The sequence below is a fragment of the Pseudomonadales bacterium genome (assembly GCA_024234165.1).
GTDB lineage: Bacteria > Pseudomonadota > Gammaproteobacteria > Pseudomonadales > UBA5518 > UBA5518.
Window position 1 is genome coordinate 243,652 of record JACKOP010000001.1, and the last position, 21,671, is coordinate 265,322.

General features: G+C 62.4%; 15 protein-coding genes. 8 read left to right on the plus strand and 7 right to left on the minus strand.

Annotation, left to right across the window (positions count from 1 at the left end; genetic code table 11):
* Positions 1-19: 19 nt before the first annotated feature.
* The 5 genes from H7A12_01005 (at position 20) to H7A12_01025 (ending at position 7,463) form a co-directional block, all read left to right on the plus strand.
* A complete protein-coding gene (locus H7A12_01005; GenBank protein ID MCP5319406.1) occupies positions 20-517 on the plus strand; it encodes a hypothetical protein in 498 nt (165 codons plus the stop codon).
* A 165-nt stretch (positions 518-682) separates the two neighbouring features.
* The gene (locus H7A12_01010) at positions 683-2,074 is read left to right on the plus strand and encodes a DUF1254 domain-containing protein (GenBank protein MCP5319407.1); all 1,392 of its coding nucleotides are present in this window, start codon (positions 683-685) and stop codon (positions 2,072-2,074) included.
* Between the two features lie 51 nt (positions 2,075-2,125).
* A complete protein-coding gene (locus tag H7A12_01015) occupies positions 2,126-3,517 on the plus strand; it encodes an FAD-binding oxidoreductase (protein ID MCP5319408.1) in 1,392 nt (463 codons plus the stop codon).
* Positions 3,514-4,728, plus strand: coding sequence for an MFS transporter (locus tag H7A12_01020; GenBank protein MCP5319409.1), 1,215 nt, complete (start codon positions 3,514-3,516; stop codon positions 4,726-4,728). Before H7A12_01015 ends, H7A12_01020 begins: the two co-directional genes overlap by 4 nt.
* 227 nt (positions 4,729-4,955) lie before the next feature.
* Positions 4,956-7,463, plus strand: a complete 2,508-nt coding sequence (locus tag H7A12_01025; GenBank protein ID MCP5319410.1) for a CoA transferase — start codon at positions 4,956-4,958, stop codon at positions 7,461-7,463.
* Between the two features lie 16 nt (positions 7,464-7,479).
* Here H7A12_01025 and H7A12_01030 read toward each other — a convergent pair whose 3' ends face one another.
* From H7A12_01030 to H7A12_01045, 4 genes are read right to left on the minus strand one after another with little or no spacing between them, the layout of a single operon-like run.
* On the minus strand, positions 7,480-9,774 hold the full coding sequence (locus H7A12_01030) for a PQQ-binding-like beta-propeller repeat protein (GenBank protein MCP5319411.1): 2,295 nt from the start codon (positions 9,772-9,774) through the stop codon (positions 7,480-7,482).
* On the minus strand, positions 9,771-10,211 hold the full coding sequence (locus H7A12_01035; protein MCP5319412.1) for a c-type cytochrome: 441 nt from the start codon (positions 10,209-10,211) through the stop codon (positions 9,771-9,773). Before H7A12_01035 ends, H7A12_01030 begins: the two co-directional genes overlap by 4 nt.
* A 41-nt stretch (positions 10,212-10,252) precedes the next feature.
* Positions 10,253-12,397, minus strand: coding sequence for a carboxypeptidase regulatory-like domain-containing protein (locus H7A12_01040; GenBank protein ID MCP5319413.1), 2,145 nt, complete (start codon positions 12,395-12,397; stop codon positions 10,253-10,255).
* A 17-nt stretch (positions 12,398-12,414) separates the two neighbouring features.
* Positions 12,415-14,583, minus strand: a complete 2,169-nt coding sequence (locus H7A12_01045) for a TonB-dependent receptor (GenBank protein MCP5319414.1) — start codon at positions 14,581-14,583, stop codon at positions 12,415-12,417.
* A gap of 335 nt (positions 14,584-14,918) precedes the next feature.
* Between H7A12_01045 and H7A12_01050 the strand changes: the two genes are divergently transcribed.
* Positions 14,919-17,183, plus strand: a complete 2,265-nt coding sequence (locus tag H7A12_01050; protein ID MCP5319415.1) for an arylsulfatase — start codon at positions 14,919-14,921, stop codon at positions 17,181-17,183.
* Between the two features lie 94 nt (positions 17,184-17,277).
* On the opposite strand, the gene H7A12_01055 is transcribed toward H7A12_01050, so the two are convergent.
* Positions 17,278-18,504, minus strand: a complete 1,227-nt coding sequence (locus H7A12_01055) for a cytochrome P450 (protein MCP5319416.1) — start codon at positions 18,502-18,504, stop codon at positions 17,278-17,280.
* A gap of 188 nt (positions 18,505-18,692) precedes the next feature.
* Between H7A12_01055 and H7A12_01060 the strand changes: the two genes are divergently transcribed.
* Positions 18,693-19,133, plus strand: a complete 441-nt coding sequence (locus tag H7A12_01060) for a VOC family protein (GenBank protein MCP5319417.1) — start codon at positions 18,693-18,695, stop codon at positions 19,131-19,133.
* 28 nt (positions 19,134-19,161) lie between these two features.
* Here the strand turns inward: H7A12_01060 and H7A12_01065 are convergent, their stop codons facing one another.
* Entirely contained in the window at positions 19,162-20,430 is a 1,269-nt protein-coding gene (locus H7A12_01065; protein ID MCP5319418.1) for an inorganic phosphate transporter, read from the minus strand.
* A gap of 17 nt (positions 20,431-20,447) precedes the next feature.
* Positions 20,448-21,125, minus strand: a complete 678-nt coding sequence (locus H7A12_01070) for a TIGR00153 family protein (GenBank protein ID MCP5319419.1) — start codon at positions 21,123-21,125, stop codon at positions 20,448-20,450.
* A 79-nt stretch (positions 21,126-21,204) separates the two neighbouring features.
* Between H7A12_01070 and H7A12_01075 the strand changes: the two genes are divergently transcribed.
* Complete coding sequence (locus tag H7A12_01075; GenBank protein ID MCP5319420.1) at positions 21,205-21,654, plus strand: NfeD family protein; 450 nt, start codon at positions 21,205-21,207, stop codon at positions 21,652-21,654.
* The last annotated feature ends 17 nt before the right edge of the window (positions 21,655-21,671 follow it).

The following is a 21,671-nucleotide window of genomic DNA, read 5'->3' on the forward strand; positions in this document are numbered from 1 at the left end:
CGTCGTGGTGCTCACGGCAATGTTCTTGTTGGGCTGGTGGATGTATGGGAACGACTTCCGCGGCGACACCCAGGCGCATCGAATTCAACTGGACGTCGACCAGGTCAGAGGCGCAAGCAAAGACGACGTCACGGAAGTTCGGCTCCACCCGGTACTGCGCGGATACCAGCTGGTGCTGCTTCCTCGGCTATCGGTCGGCACACAGGTGACCATCTATGCATCGGTTGCGGAGTTCGGCTTCCGCCGCCTCGGTGGTGGCTGGATCTTCCGTGGGGAGCCGTTTCTTGGCCGGCATGCTGTTCCGGCGTCCGTCCTGGCGGTGAAATCGAGCAATCCGGGCAGTCTTGAAGCACAGCTCGAATTCACACCGGGTTTGCCCACTCGCAACCGGATCATGCTGCGTGCCGTTCGCCCCGGCATGAGCCGTATCTCGCTCAGTGTGCTCAAGCTCGATTCAGCATTCAAACCGACCGCAAGTGAGCCGGTATCAGACTCGCTGGAGATCACCGTCCAATGAGTGTCGTCGACAGGAAGGCCGGCGACAGACCACTGCGTCTGTGTCAACATTCCACTGCACCTGAACGCCATCCCACAACGCTGACTCATTCTTCCAGAGACCATGTGGTGCTGCGGTGCGCAGCACTGAAGATCCAGATTCCAGACAGCATATAAGGAAAACGCCATGCGACACTGCCACGCCGTCCTGATCAGCATCCTGCTGTCACTGTGCGGGAGTACCGTAATGGCGGACACACCCACTCAGGTCCGCAAGGATCCGCAGGCCATCATCGCCCACCGTCAGGAAGCGCTTGCCTATGCGACGGGGTTGCAAGCCTATCTGTACGGTTATCCGGTCATCGACTATCTGCGCGTGATGCGCGAACAGATCAACAAAGGTCTGGACCCCAACGGGGTGTATGCGCCGATCAACCAGGTTGCCTTTCAGGAGAACCTCGAGCGCCCCGGCGGCATGTTCGCCGGACGCGGGCCGAATACCAGCACGCTGTATTTCAATGGCTGGCTGGATGTGTCGGAGAAACCACTGCTGGTCGATGTGCCGGACACTGCCGGACGCTATTACGTGCTGACCTGGACGGATCTGTACTCCGAGGTACAACACACCGGACGGCGCACCACCGGCACGGGTGCCCAACGCCTGCTGGTGGCAGGGCCCGAGTGGCAGGGCGAGGTGCCTGCAGGTACCCACCTGGTGCGATTGAAGACGCGTTATGGCTATCTGCTGGGCCGGGTGCTGGTGAATGGCGCTGACGATCTGCCGGCTGCCCGTGCCGTGATGCACGGCATCCGTCTCGACGGCGTGCAGCGTGAATCCACCAGCTACGTGCTTCCGGACAAATCGGCACTGACCTCGCTGGCGTTCTTCGAGCACCTCAACCACTTTCTGCGCAGCAATCCGCGCCGGCCGGAGGAGGCGCTGCTGATGGCGCAGATGAATCAGGTTGGCATCGGGCCATCCGTGGAACTGCATATTGAGCGCTTGCCGGAAGCCTTGCGACGCGGCCTGCAGCGAGCGCTGGAAGACGGCCATCGGATCCTGGCCGATTCAGCGTTGGCGGCTCCGTCCATCGTGGGCTGGAGCAAACCATCCAACGAGGTTTACGGTGAGTACGGTTTCGATTACCTGCGCCGGGCCATCGTGGAATTTCACGGCTTTCTGGGCAATCGACCCGAAGAAACCATCTATCTGTCGACCCTGACCGACGCCGATGGGCGTCCGCTGCGCGGCAATCATCGCTATGAGATCGTGTTTCCGGCGGGGCAGTTGCCACCCGCCAATGCTTTCTGGGCACTCAATGTCTACGACGCCAGCACGGTGGACCTGATTCCCAACGCCATCGACCGCTACGCGATCACCGACCGTATGTCCGATCTCGTCTACCGCAAGGATGGAGCGCTGGTAATACGTTTGCAGCGGACTCCGCCGGAAGAGAAGAACGTCAACTGGTTGCCGGTCACCGATGCCCCGTTGTTCCTGACGCTGCGCTTCTTCGAGCCAGCACAGTCCGTGCTGGACGGAACGTACGAGCCGCCACCGTTGCGACGGCTCGAGTGAGGGTAATCATTGACCCACGAAGGTTCTGAACACACCGCGTAGACGCAGAGCATGCCCACAACGCCAGAGGTCATCGCACGTCGTCTGCGCGAACTGCTTGGCGCCGATGGTGTGATCGACGATCCACAGTCAACCGCACACTACGGCAACGATCGCACCGCACTGGTACCGCCCCGTCCTGCTTGCGTGGCGCTGCCGCGCAACCTCGAGGAGCTGCGAGGGGTGGTGGATCTCGCACGTCACGAGCGCATTCCTCTGGTTCCATCCGGCGGGCGTACCGGACTCAGCGGAGGAGCGATCGCCGCGCACGGAGAGATCGTGGTGGCGCTAGAGCGCATGAGCCGTCTGCTGGCAATCGACCCGGTCGAACGCACGATCACGGTCGAGGCGGGAATGGTGACCGCCACACTACAGCAGCACGCAGCCGACGCGGGGCTGTTCTACGGTGTCGATTTTGCTTCAGCCGGCTCCAGTCAGATCGGGGGCAACATCGCGACCAACGCGGGTGGTATCCGCGTGATCCGTTACGGCATGACGCGCGAGCAGGTCCGCGGGCTGACGGTTATCGACGGGCGCGGTGAAGTGATGCAACTGAACCGCGGACTGGTCAAGAACAACACCGGATTCGATCTGCGCCACCTGTTCGTCGGCTCGGAAGGCATTCTGGGCATCGTGGCATCGGCCACGCTGAGCCTGCACGCACCGCCCGGCCCAGCGGCCGTGATGCTGCTGGCGGTACGCGACTTCGCGTCGATTCTGGACGTGCTGCACGCATTCCAGCGCACGTTCACCTTGAACGCTTTCGAGTTCTTCGGACACAACGGCTTGTTGCGCGTACTGCGCGCGCTGGACATGCAAGCACCGCTTGCCGTGTCGGCTCCGTTCTATGTGCTGCTCGAATTCGAGGAGGAGGGCGACCGCGATGCTGCGCTCGACGTGCTGATGCGGCTGATGAACCAGGGCAGGGTGCACGACGGCGTGCTCTCGCAGTCGCTCGCTCAGGCACGTGCACTGTGGCGGCTGCGCGAAGCGATGTCCGAAACCCTGGCACGCTGGCGGCCGTACAAGAACGATATCGCGCTGCGGATTCCGCAGCTTCCCGTTTTCATCGACAGAGTGCAGGACTTGATCTCCCGCGAATACGCGGATTTCGAAGTGGTGTGGTATGGCCACATCGGCGACGGCAATCTGCACCTCAACGTATTGCAGCCCGAAAATGCAGACAGCCGTGTGTTTGCCAGGTTCTGTAGCGCAGCCTCACATCGTATTGCTGCACTGGTTGGCGAATACGGAGGCAGCATTTCGGCCGAGCATGGTGTAGGACTGCTGAAAAAGGAACTGCTTGGCTACACGCGCAGTGCGACCGAAATCGACGCGATGCGTGCGATCAAGCGCGTGTTCGATCCGTACGGGATCATGAACCCCGGCAAGGTGTTCGATTGAACGACGCCACTCCAGACATTACCCGCTCGTACTGGCCGGTCGTGGCCGGCGCGCTGCTCGCGCAGCTGTTCGCGATCGGCTTCTACAGCTATTCGTTCAGTTTCCTGGTATTGCCACTGCAGGAAGGACTTGATGCGACCAGGGCGGAGGTGATGTACGCGATGACGGGATCGACCCTGGCGGCCTTCGTGCTTGCGCCCGGCTTCGGTGCGCTCGTCGACCGCCATTCCCCACGCCTGCTGATGGCGATCGCCACGCTGGTATACGCGAGCGGCATGGCTTTGCTTTCGCAGAGCCCCAGCATCGAGGTGTTCATCGTCGTGTTCGCGCTCACGCTGGCGGTGGCGAACAACCTGCTCGGGATCCTGTTGATCAATCCGATGCTGGCGCGCTGTTTCACCGCGACGCGCGGACGGGCGCTCGGCATCGCCGCACTGGGTGGTTCCCTGGGTGGATTTCTGGTTCCACCGGCATTTCTGTACCTGATCGAACACCACGGGTGGCGCGGTGGACTGCAAGGCTACGCACTCGTTCTCGTGCTGCTACTGCTGCCCGTGCTGTTCCTGACCACGCGCAACGCCCCGCGCCCGGAAGCTGGAACACAGCTCGGGTCTGTCGCAGGGCAGGGCGCTGTGCTGCGATTCGGTGCGATCCTTGCGCGCCGCGAGTACTGGTTGATCGGGGCCCCGGTGGCTTTGATCTTCTGCACCATTACGGTGGTCCTGGCGAACTTCACTCCGTACCTGGTCGGCGCCGGATTGACGCAGAGCGATGCGGGGCGCTTGCTGATCGCGGCGCCGGTCGGCAGCATGGTCGGAAAGCTGTTGTTCGGACATGGTGCCGATCGGCTCGACAAGAAGTCGCTGCTGCAGATTGCGTTGGTACTGATGATCGGTGGCGTGCTGCTGATCATGCTCGCGCCATCGCGCGTTGCCGTGCTGGTCGCGATGCTCCTGCTCGGTACGGCGAGCGGCGGCACGGGACCGACGTGGGGTGCACTGTTGCCGGAGGTCTTCGGCCTGGCAAGTTATGGCCGCGTAATGGGTGCCATGTCGCCACTGATCACGCTGACGGTAACCGCCGGCCTGGCGTTTGCAGGAGTCAGCTTCGACGCCACCGGCGGCTACGAGGTGATGCTGTATGCGTTGACAGGAGCGCTGTGCATCGCAGTCATCACGCTCGGCACACTGGATGTGCGAGATCCGCGGTAAGGCGCAGTCGAGCGCATCCGAGAAAAATCATATTTAACATAATATACATTATGCGAACCTCGGCAGACCCAAGACTGGACGCATCGATCGAGGCCGATATCATCGATGCTCCGTATTGCTCATTTCCATTGCCGGTGGTTGTGCACTGCTGGAAGAATGGCGTGGCACCGATGGCGGCAGCGGCAAGAGCCTGATCCGACATCGGTCCAGTCGCAGAGAGGATGCGCATGATCCAGCAAGCACCAGATGAGCACGCAACGACCGGAGTCTTGAAGGACATCCGCGTACTGGACCTTTCCTGGGGCATCGCCGGGCCGATGGCCGGCATGATCCTTGCCGATCATGGTGCCGAAGTGATCAAGGTCGAACCTCCGGGTGGTGACCCGTTCCGCACGCAGTTGGGTTACAAGGCTTGGCAGCGAGGCAAGCGCAGTGGCGTTCTCGATCTCAAGCGTGAGGCCGACAAGGACGTACTGCTGTCTCTGGTGCGCGGCGCGGATGTACTGATCGAGAGCTTCAGTCCCGGAACCGCCACGCGGCTGGGGATCGATTACGACTCGCTGCAGCGAATCAATCCGCGCCTGGTCTACGGGTCAATTACCGGCTACGGACGCGGCAACCCGCATTCGGACCGGCCGGGCTACGACTCCCTTGTCGCTGCGCGTACGGGTTTGCAGTGGGAATTGCGTGGCTGGCCTGAAGGTCCCGTCCGCCACATGAATGCTTTGCCCGATCTCCATCCCGAGCTCGATGTGCCACCCGGATCGGTACAAGGTCCAGAACGAGCCGGTCCGCTTTTTTCGGCGTCGAGCTGGCCCAGTCTGGGTGCATTTTTCGCGTTGGCACTGGGCATCAGCGCCGCACTGCGCGCGCGCGAAGTCACCGGGCGTGGACAATGGGTAGAGACATCCCTGCTGCAGGGTGCATTGTGTGCCGGATCGTATGTGTGGCAGCGAGCCGAACACACCGACGTCACCGGTTTCGATTCGTGGGTATTCGGCAGCAAGGCGCCCAAGGGCCACTTCCGGTGCAAGGATGGTCGCTGGATCCACAACTGGGTACCCAACCCGCGCTTCATTCTTGCTGCCGGTGCAGGAGCCGCACTGGAAGCCACGCCGGAGCTTCGCATCCAGAACGATCCGGATCGAATCGGAACCGAGGTCCGGGAGCTGGTCGCGTTGAGCTACTACCAACCCGCCCTGGCTGCCACTGTCGCAAAGTTCGATTCTACGCAGTGGGTTAAGGCAGCGGTCATCAGCGATATCACGCTGCAGGCTGTCAGGCCGCCCGAAGAAGCACTGGTCGATACGGAGTTTCTTCGTGATGGCTGTGTCGTCGAACTCGACGATCCCGAGCTCGGCGCGACTCGCCAGGTGGGAATCTGCCATCGCCTGCACGCCTGCCCCACATCGATCCAACACGCTGCGCCTTCGGTTGGCGAGCATACGGACGAGTTGCGAAGAGCCGCGCTTCATGCACCCCTTCCCTTCACGCCGGATCGCAGGCAACACAAGGCCCTCGCAGCGCCGCTGCAAGGCATAAGGGTGCTCGATCTGGGTGCTGCTATCGCGGGTCCCTTCGGTACGCAACTGCTTGCCGATCTGGGTGCCGAAGTCATCAAGATCAACAACCTGTTCGACCAGGCCTGGCACCGCGTGCATATCGCATACATCGCCAATCGGGGTAAACGAAGCATTGCACTGAACATCAAGACTCGCGACGGGATGAAAGCCTTTCTCGATCTGGTGAAGAGCGCCGACGTGGTGCATCACAACATGCGTTACGACGCTGCCAGGAGGCTTGGCATCGATTACGACTCGTTGCGAGAGATCAACCCTCGGCTGATCTACTGCCACCTCCGCGGCTACGAAGACGGACCACGCCGCGCGCACCCGGGAAACGACCAGACGGGAGCCTGTCTGGCTGGAGTGCAGTATGAGGACGGCGGAATGCACGACGGGGGCAAGCCGTTCTGGAGCAACACGTCGATGGGTGACACCGGCGCCGGCTTCCTGTCGGCCATTGCGGTAGTACAGGCGATCTACCATCGTGATCGGACCGGCGAGGGACAGTTCGTCGATACGTCGATAGTGAACGCATGCCTGCTGAACACTTCCTACGCCCTCGCCCGCCCTGATGGCTCGTCCTTCGATCGACCCAGACTCGATCACATGCAGTACGGCTTTTCCGCTGGCCAGCGCCTGTACCAGACGCTGGACGGATGGCTGAGCGTGCTGTTGCTCAGCGATGCACACTGGAATGCCATGTATCGGATACTCGGCATCACCGTCGGCATGAATGCCGACCTACATGGGTCGGAGGCAAAGTACGCGGACGCTGCAGTGCAGCACCGCAACGACAGCGAACTGGCACGGCTGTTCGCGGAACGATTCAGGACGGACAGTGCGGCAGAATGGTTCCGGAAGCTGGATGCCGCCAGCGTGCCGGTCGAGATCTGCGACGCAACCTTCGCCACATCGATGCACCGCGATCCGGGATTCCACGACCGGAGATGGATCGTGTCCTTCGATCATCCGCAGGTCGGACGGCTGGAGCAGATGGGCAGCTTTGCGAACCTTTCGGATACACCCCTGGTGTTCCGCCGCAGGCCACCGATAGTCGGCGAACACAGCGAAGAGATACTGCGTGAGCTTGGATACCGCGATGATGAGATCGCTCGGATGAAACGTGAGTCGGCGATCGGTACGGCTGCAGACGGCAGCCTGTCGAGCTGAGGTTTGCGGCTTTCAGTCAGTGCGCTGAACCACGGAGCCGGAACACGAACAGCGAGTTGCCTGAACCGCTCGGCAACGGAATTTCCGGGAACAGCGCCGCACCACTTCCCGCCTGTGCACTGTAGCCGGTCGGCACGGCGAGGTACTGCACGCCGTCGATCTGATAGGCCATCGGATAGCCACCGATCGGTGCATTGAGCCGAACCTTCCACAGCACCTCGCCCGTATCCTGGTCCAGCGCCATGAAGTAACGCCCGGCATCACCACCGAACAGCAGACCGCCACCGGTAGCGAGCAGCGAACTGCTCAGGATCGCCCGTTGTGAGTGGCGCCAGTTGCGCTCGCCGGTTGCAACGTCGATCGCATCGATGACACCCGCCTCGGTAATTCCCGGTGGCAGCACGCGCGGACCTGCCGTGACCGAACCCACGACATTGCCGGCGGTGAACTCTGCGCGCACCGGCGTCAAGGTATTACACGATTGTGCGACCGGAACGTACAGCGTGCCGGTCAACGGGCTGTACGCCGCAGCCTGCCACGACTTGCCGCCCCACAGCGACGGGCAGACGAATTTTTCCTCGCCGAGTGCCGTAGCGATCAGGCCTTCGTTGGTCTTCACCCTGCCCTTCGCATCGATACCGGTCACGACATTCTGGAAGATCGTTTCCCGGGACCAGACGAATGCGCCCGTATCGCGATCGAGCGCGAAAACGATGCCGTTCTTGCCCGCTGCGGTGACCAGGAGGCGGCGCGGCTTTCCGTCGACCGTCGCATCGATCGGCATGCGCTCGAACGGGCTGTCCATGTCCCAGTTGTCGCGCGGCAGGTGCTGGTAATGCCAGCGGCGCTTGCCCGTATCCGCATCCAGCGCCAGGGTGCTGTTGGTGTACAGCAGACTTCCCTTGCCGGAGCCGCGCAGCAGTTCCGGGTATGGGCCCGGCTGGCCGGTACCCCAGAAGGTGGTGTTCGTGCGCGGATCGTAGGAACCGGTTGCCCACGCCGTGCCGCCCCAGCGGTTAGCCGCTGGCACGCCACCCCAGGAACGCTGCTGCTCGGGGTTCTGCGGATCATCGATGATGTTGAAGCGCCACAGTTCACGACCGCTTTCGAAGTCATGCGCCATGATGTAACACCCACCGGCGGTGGAAGAGATCGAACACCCTCCCACTCCGGAGAGGATCTTGCCGTTCACGACGAGCGGGCCAACCGTATACACGTAGCCACGCGTGTGATCCAGCACGCGCGTTTCCCGCACCACGCGTCCGCTGAGTGCATCGAGCACGACCAGCCGGGCGTCCGCGGTCGCGAGCACGAGCTTGTCCTGGTAGAGCGCAATCGATCCCTTCTGTCGTCGCGCCTGGTAACGCTGGTATCCCCAGGACGGTGGAAGCTCGGCCAGCGCCGGGCGGAACTCCCAGATCAGATCGCCCGACGCGGCGTCGAGCGCCTGCACCACGTCGTCGGTAGTCGCAATGAACATGATTCCGTCGTGGACCAGCGGTGCCGTCTGCTGCTGCCCTCCTTCGGCCATCGGCCATGCCCAGGCAAGCTCGAGGTCGGCAACATTGTTCCGGTCGATCTGCGCGAGCGGACTGTAGCCGTAGACGCTCAGGGTACCGCGGGACATCAGCCATTCGCCGGGCGGTGGATCGAGCAGCATGGCGTCGCTGACCGGTTCATAGTGACGATCGGGGTGCACCACGGCATGACCCGCCGCCGAGTCGATGCGGTCCGGAATCGCGATCGTGACTTTTGCGGCCTCTACCGCCGCCTTGTCGTGTACGGAATGGTGCAACGGCAATTCGCTGCCCCAGGTGAATGCCTGCGGGACGGCGGTGTCATCCTGACTTGCGATATCGGCGTTCTTGTTTTCCGCGTCCGGCTCCACTGGCAACAGACTTCCCAGATCGATGGATGCCAGATCGTTACGGCCAAGCTCATGGTCGCCGGTACGGGCTCCGTTCACGCTGAGTATGTAGGCCGTGATATCGAGGTAGTGCTGCTGTTCCAAGCGTCCCGGTGCGAATGGCGGCATGCTTCTGGACAGATAGTCGTGAAGACGATCGGCCGAGCCGAACTTTTGCGCAAACGCCCGACCCGCGAGTGCCGGGGCGTCGCGCCCCTGCAGCGTGGCACCGTGGCACATCGCACACTTCTCGCCGTAAAGCGCCAGTCCTCGCCGTGCCTGTGCCACACTGAGCACGCCCGCCGTTGCCGGTTCCACACAGATCCCGGGTGACGCGAACGCCGCGATCAGCGTGCCCACCGCGAGGCGAACGAGGGGCAGTACCCGCATCACGCGTGGTTTCACTGCGCCTTGCGTACCGTATGCAGGTAATTCACGAGATGCCAGGTATCGGTCTCGCTGATCGTGTCGCCCCAGGCAGGCATCGCAAGACTCGGCTCGATGCCGTTCTGTATCACGTCGAAAACGTCGCCGTCGGCGGTGCCATAGCGATACTGCGGCAACGTCAGATTTGCCGGACGCTTGCCGTAGTCGCCAACACCGCGACCGTGGCCGTCGGCCTTCTCGCCATGGCATGCCGCGCACATGGCCAGATAGATCCCGTGTCCAGCCGCCACTGACGCTTCAGTCGCTGGCACGGGATTCTTCATGGCGGCACCCTCGGGTGTTCCCCCGAGTGGCGTGCCCTGTGCACCGGCCGGTTCGATACCGGCGAATGCCAACAGCACGGCAAGAGCCGTCGCGGCAATCAGCGCATTGCGTTCAGTGGTCGGTGTGCCCATCACGTCTACCCTCCTCCCTACCGATACAAGGCTCTGATCCCTCACTTCGCAAGCGGATTCGGACGCAACTGGAACTTCACTATGCGCGAGTTTGTGTCCGGCCCTTCGATGTGTGTCGTGGCCAGTGTGCCGTAGTTCGCCCACAGCGCACGTCCCTTCCAGCCGGTGCGTGGATCGTCGATTCGGCCATCGAGTCCGCGCGCATAGAAGCCGAGCGGATACGGTACGCGCAGCGTCACGAAGCTCTTGCTTTCGGGCTGGAATACCAACAGCGAGTCCGAGGTGCTTCCCGGCATGATCGGCAGGTCCTTGCCGATGCCAAGCACCTCGTGCTGGTCGACCCAAGTCAGATAGTGCCAGTCGGCACTGCCCGTCGTGACGCCCTTGAAGCGCGGGCCAGGGGTATCGAAGAAGCTCCAGCCTTCCTGACAATGCTGCCCGGTGGCGTCGGGCCCGCTCGGGGCCTTGCACTGACGACGATCGAAACGCCCCAACCGACCGCTGCCGAGCGCAACCCACGCCACACCATCGCTGTCGAGATCGACGCCGCGCGGATTGAACGCCACCGCCTTGCCGTCTTTCACCGGGATCTCGTAGTACTCGATGCGACAGGTTTCGGGCGGATTGTCGCCACGCACGAAGCGCATCAGGCCTCCCGGCACGCCTGGCATCCAGTCGTTGATGAAGTACGTATAGCGCGCGTACCAGACGCTGTCATCGAGCGGGCTCACGCCCATGCCGTAAAGGAAACCGGCGAGGCGCTTGTCCTTCTTGGGATCGTCTGGCTCACCCGGGTTCGTCCACGCGCCGATGCGCCCGTCACCGTTCGTGTCCAGGACCATCGGGCACCAGCCCGTCGAGGCCTCTGCACTGCCGGTACGATCGAACGTACGCGTATCCACCCAGCCGATCGCCTGCGTATCGCCGCTCAGATAAAGCGTGCGTCCTGCGTCGTGGCCAAACTGCAGATGGTGCGTCCCGAAGCAGGTATCGATGAGGTCGAAGCGCCCGGTTTCCGGGTTGTAGACCGATACCTGGCGAAGACTTCCATTCGGCGCAGCGAGCGGGAAGAACTTCGCATAACGGTTCGACGGATCGGTACAGAACGAAGGACTTTTTTCCGGATCGCGAATCGCGGAGGTGATCCACACCCGTCCCGTCTCGTCGAACATGGGGTTGTGCGGAGTCGAACTGACGGCCGGATCCTGCGTCGGTACCGGCACTTCGGCTACGGTGTTCGTTTTTGGATCCACCCATACCAGCTTGTGACCGTTGTCCCCACGCGTCGATACGCCGTAGACCCGACCTCCTGCGTTGAGCGTCGGTTGCCGCTTGTCGGTGCTGATCTCATCATGGATCATCGCTCCGCCTGCCCAGTCCCACAGCGTGAGCACGAGGTTGCGCTCCAGTCCTGCCGGACGCGGCGGCGCTGCAGCGGGCACCTCACCCGCAGCGATGCGATCCGTCCAGTTGGCAAACTCCTTGATGCCCCGACGCCCGAACTGACCCATCAGGCTGCTCATGTACGGTCCATTGGGCCCCTTGGTGATGCGATGCGCCCAGGCAGCGGTCGAAGAGTCGAACTTGCCGAGGTCAGCCGGGATCTCGCGAGTCGCCTTGCTGCCGAGCTGATGGCAGAACGAGCACATTTCCTTGACCTGGTAGATCCAGTGACCTTGCGTCAGCATGGCGGCGGAGATGCCATTGCCACGGTTGCCCGTACCAGGAAATTCGCTTTCCGCCGGAATATGCAGCAACGACAGCCAGTAATTGGCCGGGTAGTACTGAGCGGCAGCTCGTGGATCGGGTGCTACAACTGCCTGTAGATCGAGGTTCTTGCCGGGTACTGCGTTCACCGGCTGGGAATCGACCAGGCCGTAGCCGCGCACCCACACGCGATAGCTGGCCTTGGGCAGATCCGGTATCAGATAACGGCCCTTGTCATCGGTCACCACGATCTTTGCGAACCGCGTCGGCAGATCGCGTGTCTCGGCGATCACCCACACGCCCGCTTCCAGACCCTGCGGACTGCGCACGACGCCGCCGATATCGTCCCTGTCGATCGCAACGCGTGCGTACGCCGTCGTCGCCGAAAACACCGTCGACGACAGCAGGAGCGTGAGTGCCAGACGCACACACCCCGACCATGCAGCCGCGGCTGTGGAGAACGGAAACTTATTTTTCATTGTCGTGCACCTCATCCTCAGAAACGGTAGCTTGCATCCAGGCCGTAGCTGCGTGGATCACCGAACAGACCGACTGGTACCGGACCAAAGCCCCAGTGGGTGGCCAGGTACTCCTTGTCCGCAAGATTCTTGCCCCAGATCGCAAGCTCGAGGCCCTCGATCCCGGCTGTGTCCAGCAAAGCGACGCGTGCATTCACCAGTCCGTACGAGTCGACGATCAGGTTCGGCTGCGAGGTCACGCCAAAGAACTTGTCCTGCCACAAGTAATTCACGTTGACCTGTACCGTACCGATCGGAGTCTCGGGTGAGGTGTAATCCGCGTTGATCGAATAGCTGGTCTTCGGTGCGTGAGGAAACCTGAACATCGAGGTGATGTCGTTTCCGCCCAGGTCGACCACTTCCTTGAACTCCGGATCGATATGGCCATAACTGGCGCTGACGACCAGTCCGGTGACCACGAGCACGCTCAGGTCCGCCTCGACCCCCTTGATCTTCGCCTTGCCCGCGTTGATGACGTCGAAGATCCGGGTATTGTTCGGGTTGAACACGTTGGTCTGGATATCGTCGTAGTCGCTGTAGAACACGGTTGCGTTGAAGCGCACACGCCGATCGAGAAACTCCGATCTGAGACCCGCTTCGTACGAGATCAGGCTTTCAGGGCCAAATCCTGCCGCAAAGGCAGCAGAGGTACTCGCGGTCGGGTTGAAGCCGCCGGTCTTGTACCCTTCTGCGATCCGGGCGAACACGTTGACGCTGTCGGTGATATCGAATTGCACCGATCCGGACAGGCTGGTGTCACTGAAGCTGCGCGAGCCATTTCCTTGCAGGACAAGGGCCGGTGGTTGGTTACCGATCACGGAAAAGCCCAGCACGCTGGCGTCGCGCTTGTCCCACGATCTGCGCGCACCGAGCGTGATATGCAGCCTGTCGTCGAGGATGGCCGGTGTCCAGGTGCCTTCCCCGAACACCGCGTAGGCCTTGTTCTTCCAGTCGAAATTTCGCGGTCCCTGGAAGCCAGTGATGAAGGTATTGTTGCCGCCATCACCGGATTCGTCGAAGTAGTAGATACCCCCGACGTATTTGAGCCGATCCTCCAGCGTGTTGCCGATGAACTGCAGCTCTTCGCTGAACTGCTTCTGGTCGGTCCAGGCTTCGTTATACAGTGGCAAGAGGAAAGGAATCACCGGTCCCGGGTTGTATGCCTGATTGGTCTTGTCGATGAGGTCGCGGTAGCCGGTGATCGAGCGGATCGTCAGGTTGTCCGAGACTTCGTAGCTCATCGTCAGGTTGTGTCCGCGAATACGCGAGTCGGCTGGCCGCAGCGCCTTCCACCCGGCATTGCCATGGCTGGGGCGTTTCGCCGACCCCGGGTAATATGGCACCTGTGCCACGTACAGCGAGGTATCACCCAGCCACGTTGCATCGAAGGTGTAGCGAAGCTGGAACTCCGCCAGGGGCTCCCACAGCAGTGCGCCCCTGAGCCCCTTGCGGTCAACATCGCCGAAGCGCTTGCTGCCCGGGCCGTGGTTGTCGATGAAACCGTCCTTCAGGACACGCGCATAGGTAAGATTGAGCGCAGCCGTTTCGCCAAGCGGAACATTGATCGACGAACGCGACCTGAACTCGTCGAAGCGTCCGAACGTGAAGCTCTGCTGTCCACCGAACTCACCCAGAATCGGTGCCTTGGTGATGAAGTTGATCGCACCGGCGGTGGCATTGCGGCCGTACAGGGTGCCTTGTGGGCCACGCAGCACCTCGATGCGCTCCAGCTCAGCCAAGTCGCTGCCCAGTCCCTGTCCGCGACCGACGTATACGCCATCCACGTAGACGGCAACGGGATTGTCACGTGTCTGTACCGCCGACGCTTCACCGATGCCCCGAATCATCGCACGTACCGTGGTTCCGGTATTCGGGTGGGGGGAAATCTGCAGGTTGGGAATCACCGCCATCATGTCCGGAAGGGAGGCGATCTTCCTTCGTTCGAGCATTCCGCTATCCAGGGCAGCGATCGAGATCGGCGTATCCTGGAGACTTTCCTCGCGCTTCTGAGCGGTAACCACGATTTCCTCGAGCCCGGCCGTTGCCGTCTCCTGCGCACCGACCGGCAGCGAGAACACCGGCATCACGCAGATCGCAGTAAGCAACCGTCCAACGGACACCGAAAGCAGAGTGCGACGAGCAAACATGGACAGGTTCCCCTTTGACGTTCTGGACTGTTGTCGTGAGAACCGAACGTAGCACGCCAAGCGTCCCGGGTGCATCATGCGAATGCATGATGCGACGCAGGTTGCCGATAGCCCAGAGAACGGGACAACAGAAAACGGTCGAGGGAACTCGAGTCCGACCGTTGCCACTCCCCCCTATTGCCCTGCCCGCCGCTGTCCGCTATCGTCCGGGCTTCACCAAGTGCTCAAATCATGACGCGGCCGAGAGTTCGTCCCTCGCCCCGCCGGAACAAAAGTCGATGCCGATGGACAGTTACTTTATCGCCACGACGTACCGCGGACTCGCACGCAGGTGCATGGCCGTATGTTTCGGCATCACCAGCGTTCTCGCCGCCCTGTCCGCAGCCGCCGACACGCCACCGTCCATCCCCCATATCCAGGCCCTCGCAGGGGCCCCGAACATAGTGCTGGTACTGCTCGACGATGTCGGTTTCGGCGCTACGTCTACCTTTGGCGGTCCGGTGGCCGCTCCGGCGCTCGATGCGCTGGCTCGCGAGGGCTTGCGCTACAACCGTTTCCACACCACCGCCATCTGCTCCCCGACGCGCGCATCGCTGCTCACCGGTCGCAACCCCCATGCCGCCAACGTGGGCGCGGTTCTGAACTCTTCCAATGCCTACCCGGGCTATCAGGGCGTGCTGCGCAAGGAAACCACCACCATCGCGGAACTGCTGCGCCGCAATGGCTACAGTACCGCGGCCATCGGCAAGTGGCACCTGACCCCCGTCTGGGAAACCTCGCCCTCGGGCCCGTTCGACCGCTGGCCGACCGGGCTCGGCTTCGAGAAGTTCTACGGGTTCCTGGGAGGTGAGACCGACCAGTTCGAACCCACGCTCTACGAGGGCACCACGCCGGTTCGTCGCCCCCCGGGTGAGGGCTATCACCTGAGCGAGGACATGGCCGATCAGGCGATCGCGTGGCTGCACGCCCAGCACTCCATCACTCCCGACAAGCCGTTCCTGCTGTATTTCGCGCCTGGCGGCACGCACGCTCCGTTGCAGGTGCCCAAGGACTGGATCGAGCGGTACCGGGGCCAATTCTCCGGAGGCTGGGATGCACTGCGACAGCAGATCTTCCGCCGCCAGCAGCAACTCGGCGTGATCCCCGCGAATGCCGAGCTTACGGCTCGCCCCGCGGAACTGCCCGCCTGGGACAGCCTGAACCGGGACCAGCAGATCGTGGCCGAACGTCTGATGGAAGCTTACGCCGGCTTCCTCGCGCACACCGACGCGCAGGTCGGCCGCCTGGTGCAGGCGTTGAAGGACTCCGGCCAGTTCGACAACACGCTGTTCGTCTACATCGCCGGCGACAACGGCAGCAGCGCCGAAGGCGGGCTCGAGGGCAGCATCAACTACAGCGGCGCACTGCAGGGACTGCGCGAACCGCTGGCCACGCAGCTCGCACGCCTGGAGGACATCGGCGGACCCGACACTTTCCCGCAATACAACGCGGGCTGGGCCTGGGCGCTGACCACGCCTTTCCAGTGGGTGAAGCAGGTGGCTTCACATCTGGGCGGCACCCGCAACCCAATGGTCGTGAGCTGGCCGGCGCGGATCGCTGACCGCGGAGGCCTGCGCAGCCAGTTTGCGCATGTGAACGACATCACGCCGACGATTCTCGACGCGGTCGGGCTCGCAATGCCGGAGCAAGTGGACGGCGTGGCGCAACGGCCGCTGGACGGTGCCAGCCTGTTGCCGAGCATCCTGCGCGCCGACGCCCCGGAGCACAAGTCCACCCAGCTGTTCGAGGTGCACGGCCACCGGGCGATCTACCACGACGGCTGGCTGGCGTCGGCGCGTCACGACCGCCTGCCCTGGACCGTCGGCCTGCGCATGGGGCCGACGCCGTTCGAGGATGATGTGTGGGAGCTGTATCACCTCGACGAGGATTTCAGTCAGGCCCGCAACCTGGCCGCGCAGATGCCGGACAAGTTGCGCGCGATGCAGGCACTGTTCGACCAGGAGGCGCAACGCCTTGGCATCTTGCCGTTGCGCAGCTCGCTCGACACGCGTACTCCGATGCCGAACCTGAGCGAGGGACGAACCGAATTCACGTACTACGCCGGCACGGTCGGGATCCCGGAGAGCCAGGCACCGCAGTTTGTCAGTCGCTCGTGGGAGCTGCGTGCCACCCTCGACATTCCGGAGGGCGCGGGTATCGTCCGCGGAGTGATCGCTACCGTCGGTGGAACGGTCGGCGGCTGGTCATTGCACCTCGACGGCGGCGGCAAACCGGTGTTCGAGTACCGCGCCTTCGAACTGGGCAGACTGCGCCTCGCTGGTCCACAGGCGCTCGCACCGGGACGGCACACGCTGCGGCTGGAGTTCGCCTACGACGGCGGTGGCTACGCGAAGGGTGGGACGTTCACCCTGAGCGATGGCGAGCGCGTACTCGGCCAGGAACGCATCGCAGTCACCCCACCCTCGCACTTCTCGATCGACGAGACCTTCGACATCGGCACCGACACCGGTTCGCCTGCCGGACGCTATCCTGCGGGAGTTCCGGTCGGCAATCCATTGACGGGGGCAGCGATCGCGCGCGTGGATATCGAACTGCGCTGAGGCCCTGGGCACGTCGATCGCGGCCATGCGGGCCTCGACGCCGCCCCGTCGACCGGCAGCAGCGCCTGCTCGTAGGGTTGGAGTGTGCAGATTGTTAAGCAACATCAAATACGATTGGCATCTCCTTGATTCCATGGATGAAGTTTGACCTCAGCCATTTGATGTCACCGTTCAGTTGCGGATTGCGAATGTGCTTCACGATCTCCTCGAACACGATATTCAGTTCGAGGCGTGCGAGGTGGCTCCCCAGGCAGAAATGCTCGCCGATACCGAAGGCACGGTGCTCATTACGAACGTCTTCGCGTCGCGGGCGCGTGATGTCGAAATTGTCCGGCTCCTCGAACAATGCTTCATCGCGGCTCGCTGCCTGGTAGAACATCTGGATCTTGTCACCGGGTTCGAGTGGCTGGCCGCCCACCTCGACCGGCTCGGTCACGGTACGCCGGAAGCTGATCACGGCCGGGTTGAAGCGCAGTATTTCCTCGACTGCGTCCGGGATCAGCGAAGGATCGTCGACCAGCATCTGGTATTGCTCCGGATGCTCCATCAACAGGCGCATGCCATGGCTAGTCATGGTGCGGGTCGTTTCGTTGCCTGCGACGATCAGCAGCATCATGAAATTGCGGAATTCGTCTTCGCTCAGATGTTCGCCGGCCACCGTTCCTCGCAGCAGTGCCCCGACGATATCGTCGCGCGGATCCGCACGGTGCTGCTCCATGACCTTGTCCGAGTACATGTACAGCTCGGCAGCTGCCATCTGCGCTGCCTCGGGCGTGGTCGACAGATCAGGGTCGTCGGCTCCGAGCATGATGTTGGTCCACTCGAAGAACTTGCTGCGATCCTCGATCGGCACCCCGAGAATCTCGCAGATCGCGATCAGCGGCAGCACGCACGCGATCTCGGTGACGAACTCGCATTCGCCGCGCGCCAGCACCGCTCCAACCGCATCACGCACGATCTGGCGAAAACGGGGTTCGTACGATTCGACCTTTGCCGGTGTGAAGGCGTTGCGGATGATGCGCCGGTACTTGATGTGCTCCGGCGGATCCATGTTGATGATCATCGTACGCAGCATTTCCACCTGATCGGGTGGCACGTCGTTCAGGAAGCAGGTCTTGGCCGCAGACGAGAACTGCAGCGGGTGTTTCGATATGTAGTCGACGTCTTCCTGTCTGAAGAAAGCCCAGAAACCTTCGCCTCCCGTCATCGGTTGATCGATGCGCACCGACCGCGCTGCACGCAGATCCCGATAGAGATCGGCTGGAACGCCGCCGCAGTGGAGATCAGGACTGCTGAGATCGGCATACGGACACGAAGCCATGCGCTGCTCCTGCTGAACGTGGTCATGATGAATTCGCCTGAAGTCTCGACCGCACCGGTATGACTGTCAACACTCCGGGACCACGTGGCACATTACGATTCTGTGTGGATTCATTTTCAGGTCGAACGGAGATTACGATGACGCCGTCGACCCGATCCAGACCAACGGCCAGACCAACGGAGAGTCTCATGCGCTACCTGCACACGATGGTTCGAGTCAGCGACCTGGAGACAGGACTCGCGTTCTGGCGCGACGCTCTGGGGCTGGTGGAAACCCGTCGCCACGAGAATGCTGCCGGGCGTTTCACGCTCGTCTATCTCGCTGCTCCGCTGGATCAGACCAACGCCGTCCGTGCGCACTCACCCGAACTGGAATTGACGTGGAACTGGGATCACGAGGTCTACACCGGCGGCAGGAACTTCGGTCACCTGGCCTACGCGGTCGACGACATCTACGCAACCTGCGAGCGCCTTCACGCCGCCGGCGTAACGATCAATCGCCCTCCTCGCGACGGACGCATGGCGTTCGTGCGCTCACCGGACGGTATCTCGGTGGAGTTCCTGCAGCGCGGTGCACCACTGGTGCCACGCGAACCGTGGCTGTCGATGCCGAACAGCGGAAGCTGGTGAGGCTGCTTCGCTGCGATAGCGATGCTGCCTAGAGCAGCGCGCGCAAAGCCAGGAAGATCACGAGCGACAGGATCGCCCCGGCCGGTAGCGTGACCAGCCAGCTCACCAGAATGCCGCCGATCACGCGCAGGTTCAGCGCACCGATACCGCGTGCCAGGCCAACGCCGAGCACCGCACCGACCAGTGTGTGCGTGGTCGACACCGGCAGCCCCATCCCGGAGGCAATCACGACCGTAGAGGCTGCACCGAGCTCCGCCGCAAAACCACGGCTCGGGGTCAGCTCGGTGATCTTCTCGCCGATCGTCGCAATCACACGGTAGCCGAAAGTCGACAGGCCTGCGACGATCCCGACCGCGCCAAACAGCAGGATCCATGACGGCGAGGACGTGTCGTCGCGGACCACGCCGCCCTCGTTTATCACCGACACGATTGCAGCCAACGGTCCCACCGCATTCGCGACGTCGTTAGAGCCGTGCGCAAAAGCCATCGAACACGCGGTGAATATCATCAGTACGCCGAACACGCGCTCGACGTTTGCGAAGCGGAACCGGCCACGCTTGTCGAGCTCGGCGTCGAACTTGATGCGAGCGAGCAGCACGATACCAAACACCATCACGAGCAGACCGATTGCGAACGACAGCAACAGTGACTGCCCCAGTGACAGATCGAGTCCAATGTGGCTCAGGCCCTTCGTCAGGGTGACCATCGAAAGCATCGCGCCGACGTAGAACATATAAAAAGGAACGAAACGCTTGGCCTGCCGGAACGGGTCGTCACGCCCGAGGATCAGTTTCTGCACGCTGGTGAACAGCAGATACGAAATGACACCGGCGAACACGGGTGACACCACCCAGCTCGACATGATCGACAGTACCTTGCCCCACTTCACGGCATCGACCGACACCCCGACCGACGCAAAGCCGGCGATCGCACCGACGATCGAATGCGTGGTCGATACCGGCCAACCCTGCGCAGTCGCGACCAGCAGCCAGATCCCTGCAGCCAGGAGCGCCGAAATCATGCCGAGCACCAACAGGTCGGGATGTTGTGCAAAGAGGTTGGCATCGACGATATCGCTGCGGATCGTGGCAGTGACCTCACCACCTGCCAGCCAGGCCCCGCAGAACTCGAACACTGCAGCGATCAGGATCGCCTGACGGATGGTGAGCGCACGGCTGCCGACCGAGGTACCCATCGCATTTGCGACATCGTTCGCCCCGACTCCCCATGCCATGAAAAAGCCGAACGCACAACCGAGGATGAGCAGCAATTGCGCGTGCTCTACCAGCATCTCCATGGTCAGTTCGCTCCCCGTCAACCGGCGATGAGTTGTTCCAGGCGACCGCCGACCCGCTGTGCGACGTCGGCGACTTCACCGATCCAGGCGATGATGTCGTAGAGGAAAATCACGTTGACCGGTGGCAGCTCCGACTCGAGCGCAAACAGTTCGGCCCGTGCGAATACCTCGAGCCGGTCGGTCTCCTCTTCCAACACCTCGATCTCGCCGACCATCGCATGCACGATGGCGGTCTCACGACCGGCAAAACCGGTTTCGAGCAGTTCGTCGAGTTCCTCGATCGCGTTCAATGCCTGCGCAGAAGTGGAAACCGCGGCGATCACGAACTCTCGCATGCGAACCGCCATCTGCGGCGGCACCATCATGCGCCGTCCCAGCATCAGTCCGGCGATATCGCGTACGCGGTTTGCGATCTTGTCCTGCATCCGCAGCAGTTCCAGCACGTCGGAACGATTCACTGGAATCAGCAGCCCGCTGCGCATGCTGCCGCGGATTTCCTTCTTGACCTGGTCAGCCTCTCGCTCGAGCCGCTGGATACGGGCCTGGATCGTTTGTGCGCGCTCCCAGTCTCCGGCCAGCGTGGCGTCGAAGAACGGTAGCAGTTCGCTGGCGCACTCCTGGGCCTTTTCCATGTGACGTTGCAGAGCCGACAGCGGGGATCGACTGAACAATCTGCCGAGGGGGTTGGAGATCATGCACGGCTCCGTGCTCGGAAAAGTGCGCGGAGGTTACACTGCGAGCTACACTGCGGCAACGGCTGATGCTCCCGGGAGGATGGTCAAAATGCTCTATTGGCACTGGCTGGTGCTGGGAATGGCGCTGTCGGCGATCGAGATATTCCTGCCGACCTTTACCGCGCTGTGGTTTGGTGCAGGGGCGATTCTCGTTGGCGTCCTTCTACTTCTGATCCCCTCGCTGAGTCTCGCCTGGCAGATCGGAATCTGGTCGGTGGCATCGGCAGTTGCAACCTGGGCCTGGTTCCGTTTCTATCGTCGGGTGACGCTGGATCACACGAAGGCCGGATTGGGCCGTGAGACACTGCTCGGTGAGACCGCACTCGTGGTTCGTGCCCCGGCGGGCGACAAGCGCGGCATGCTGCGCTTCGCCACGCCCAAGCTTGGCGCAGAGGAATGGCAGTTCTTCTGCGCCGAGCCGGTCGAGGCAGGAGATCGCGTCGTGGTCGAGGACGTATCGGGCAACACGCTGATCGTGACGCGGCACTAGAAGAACATTTCCCTCAG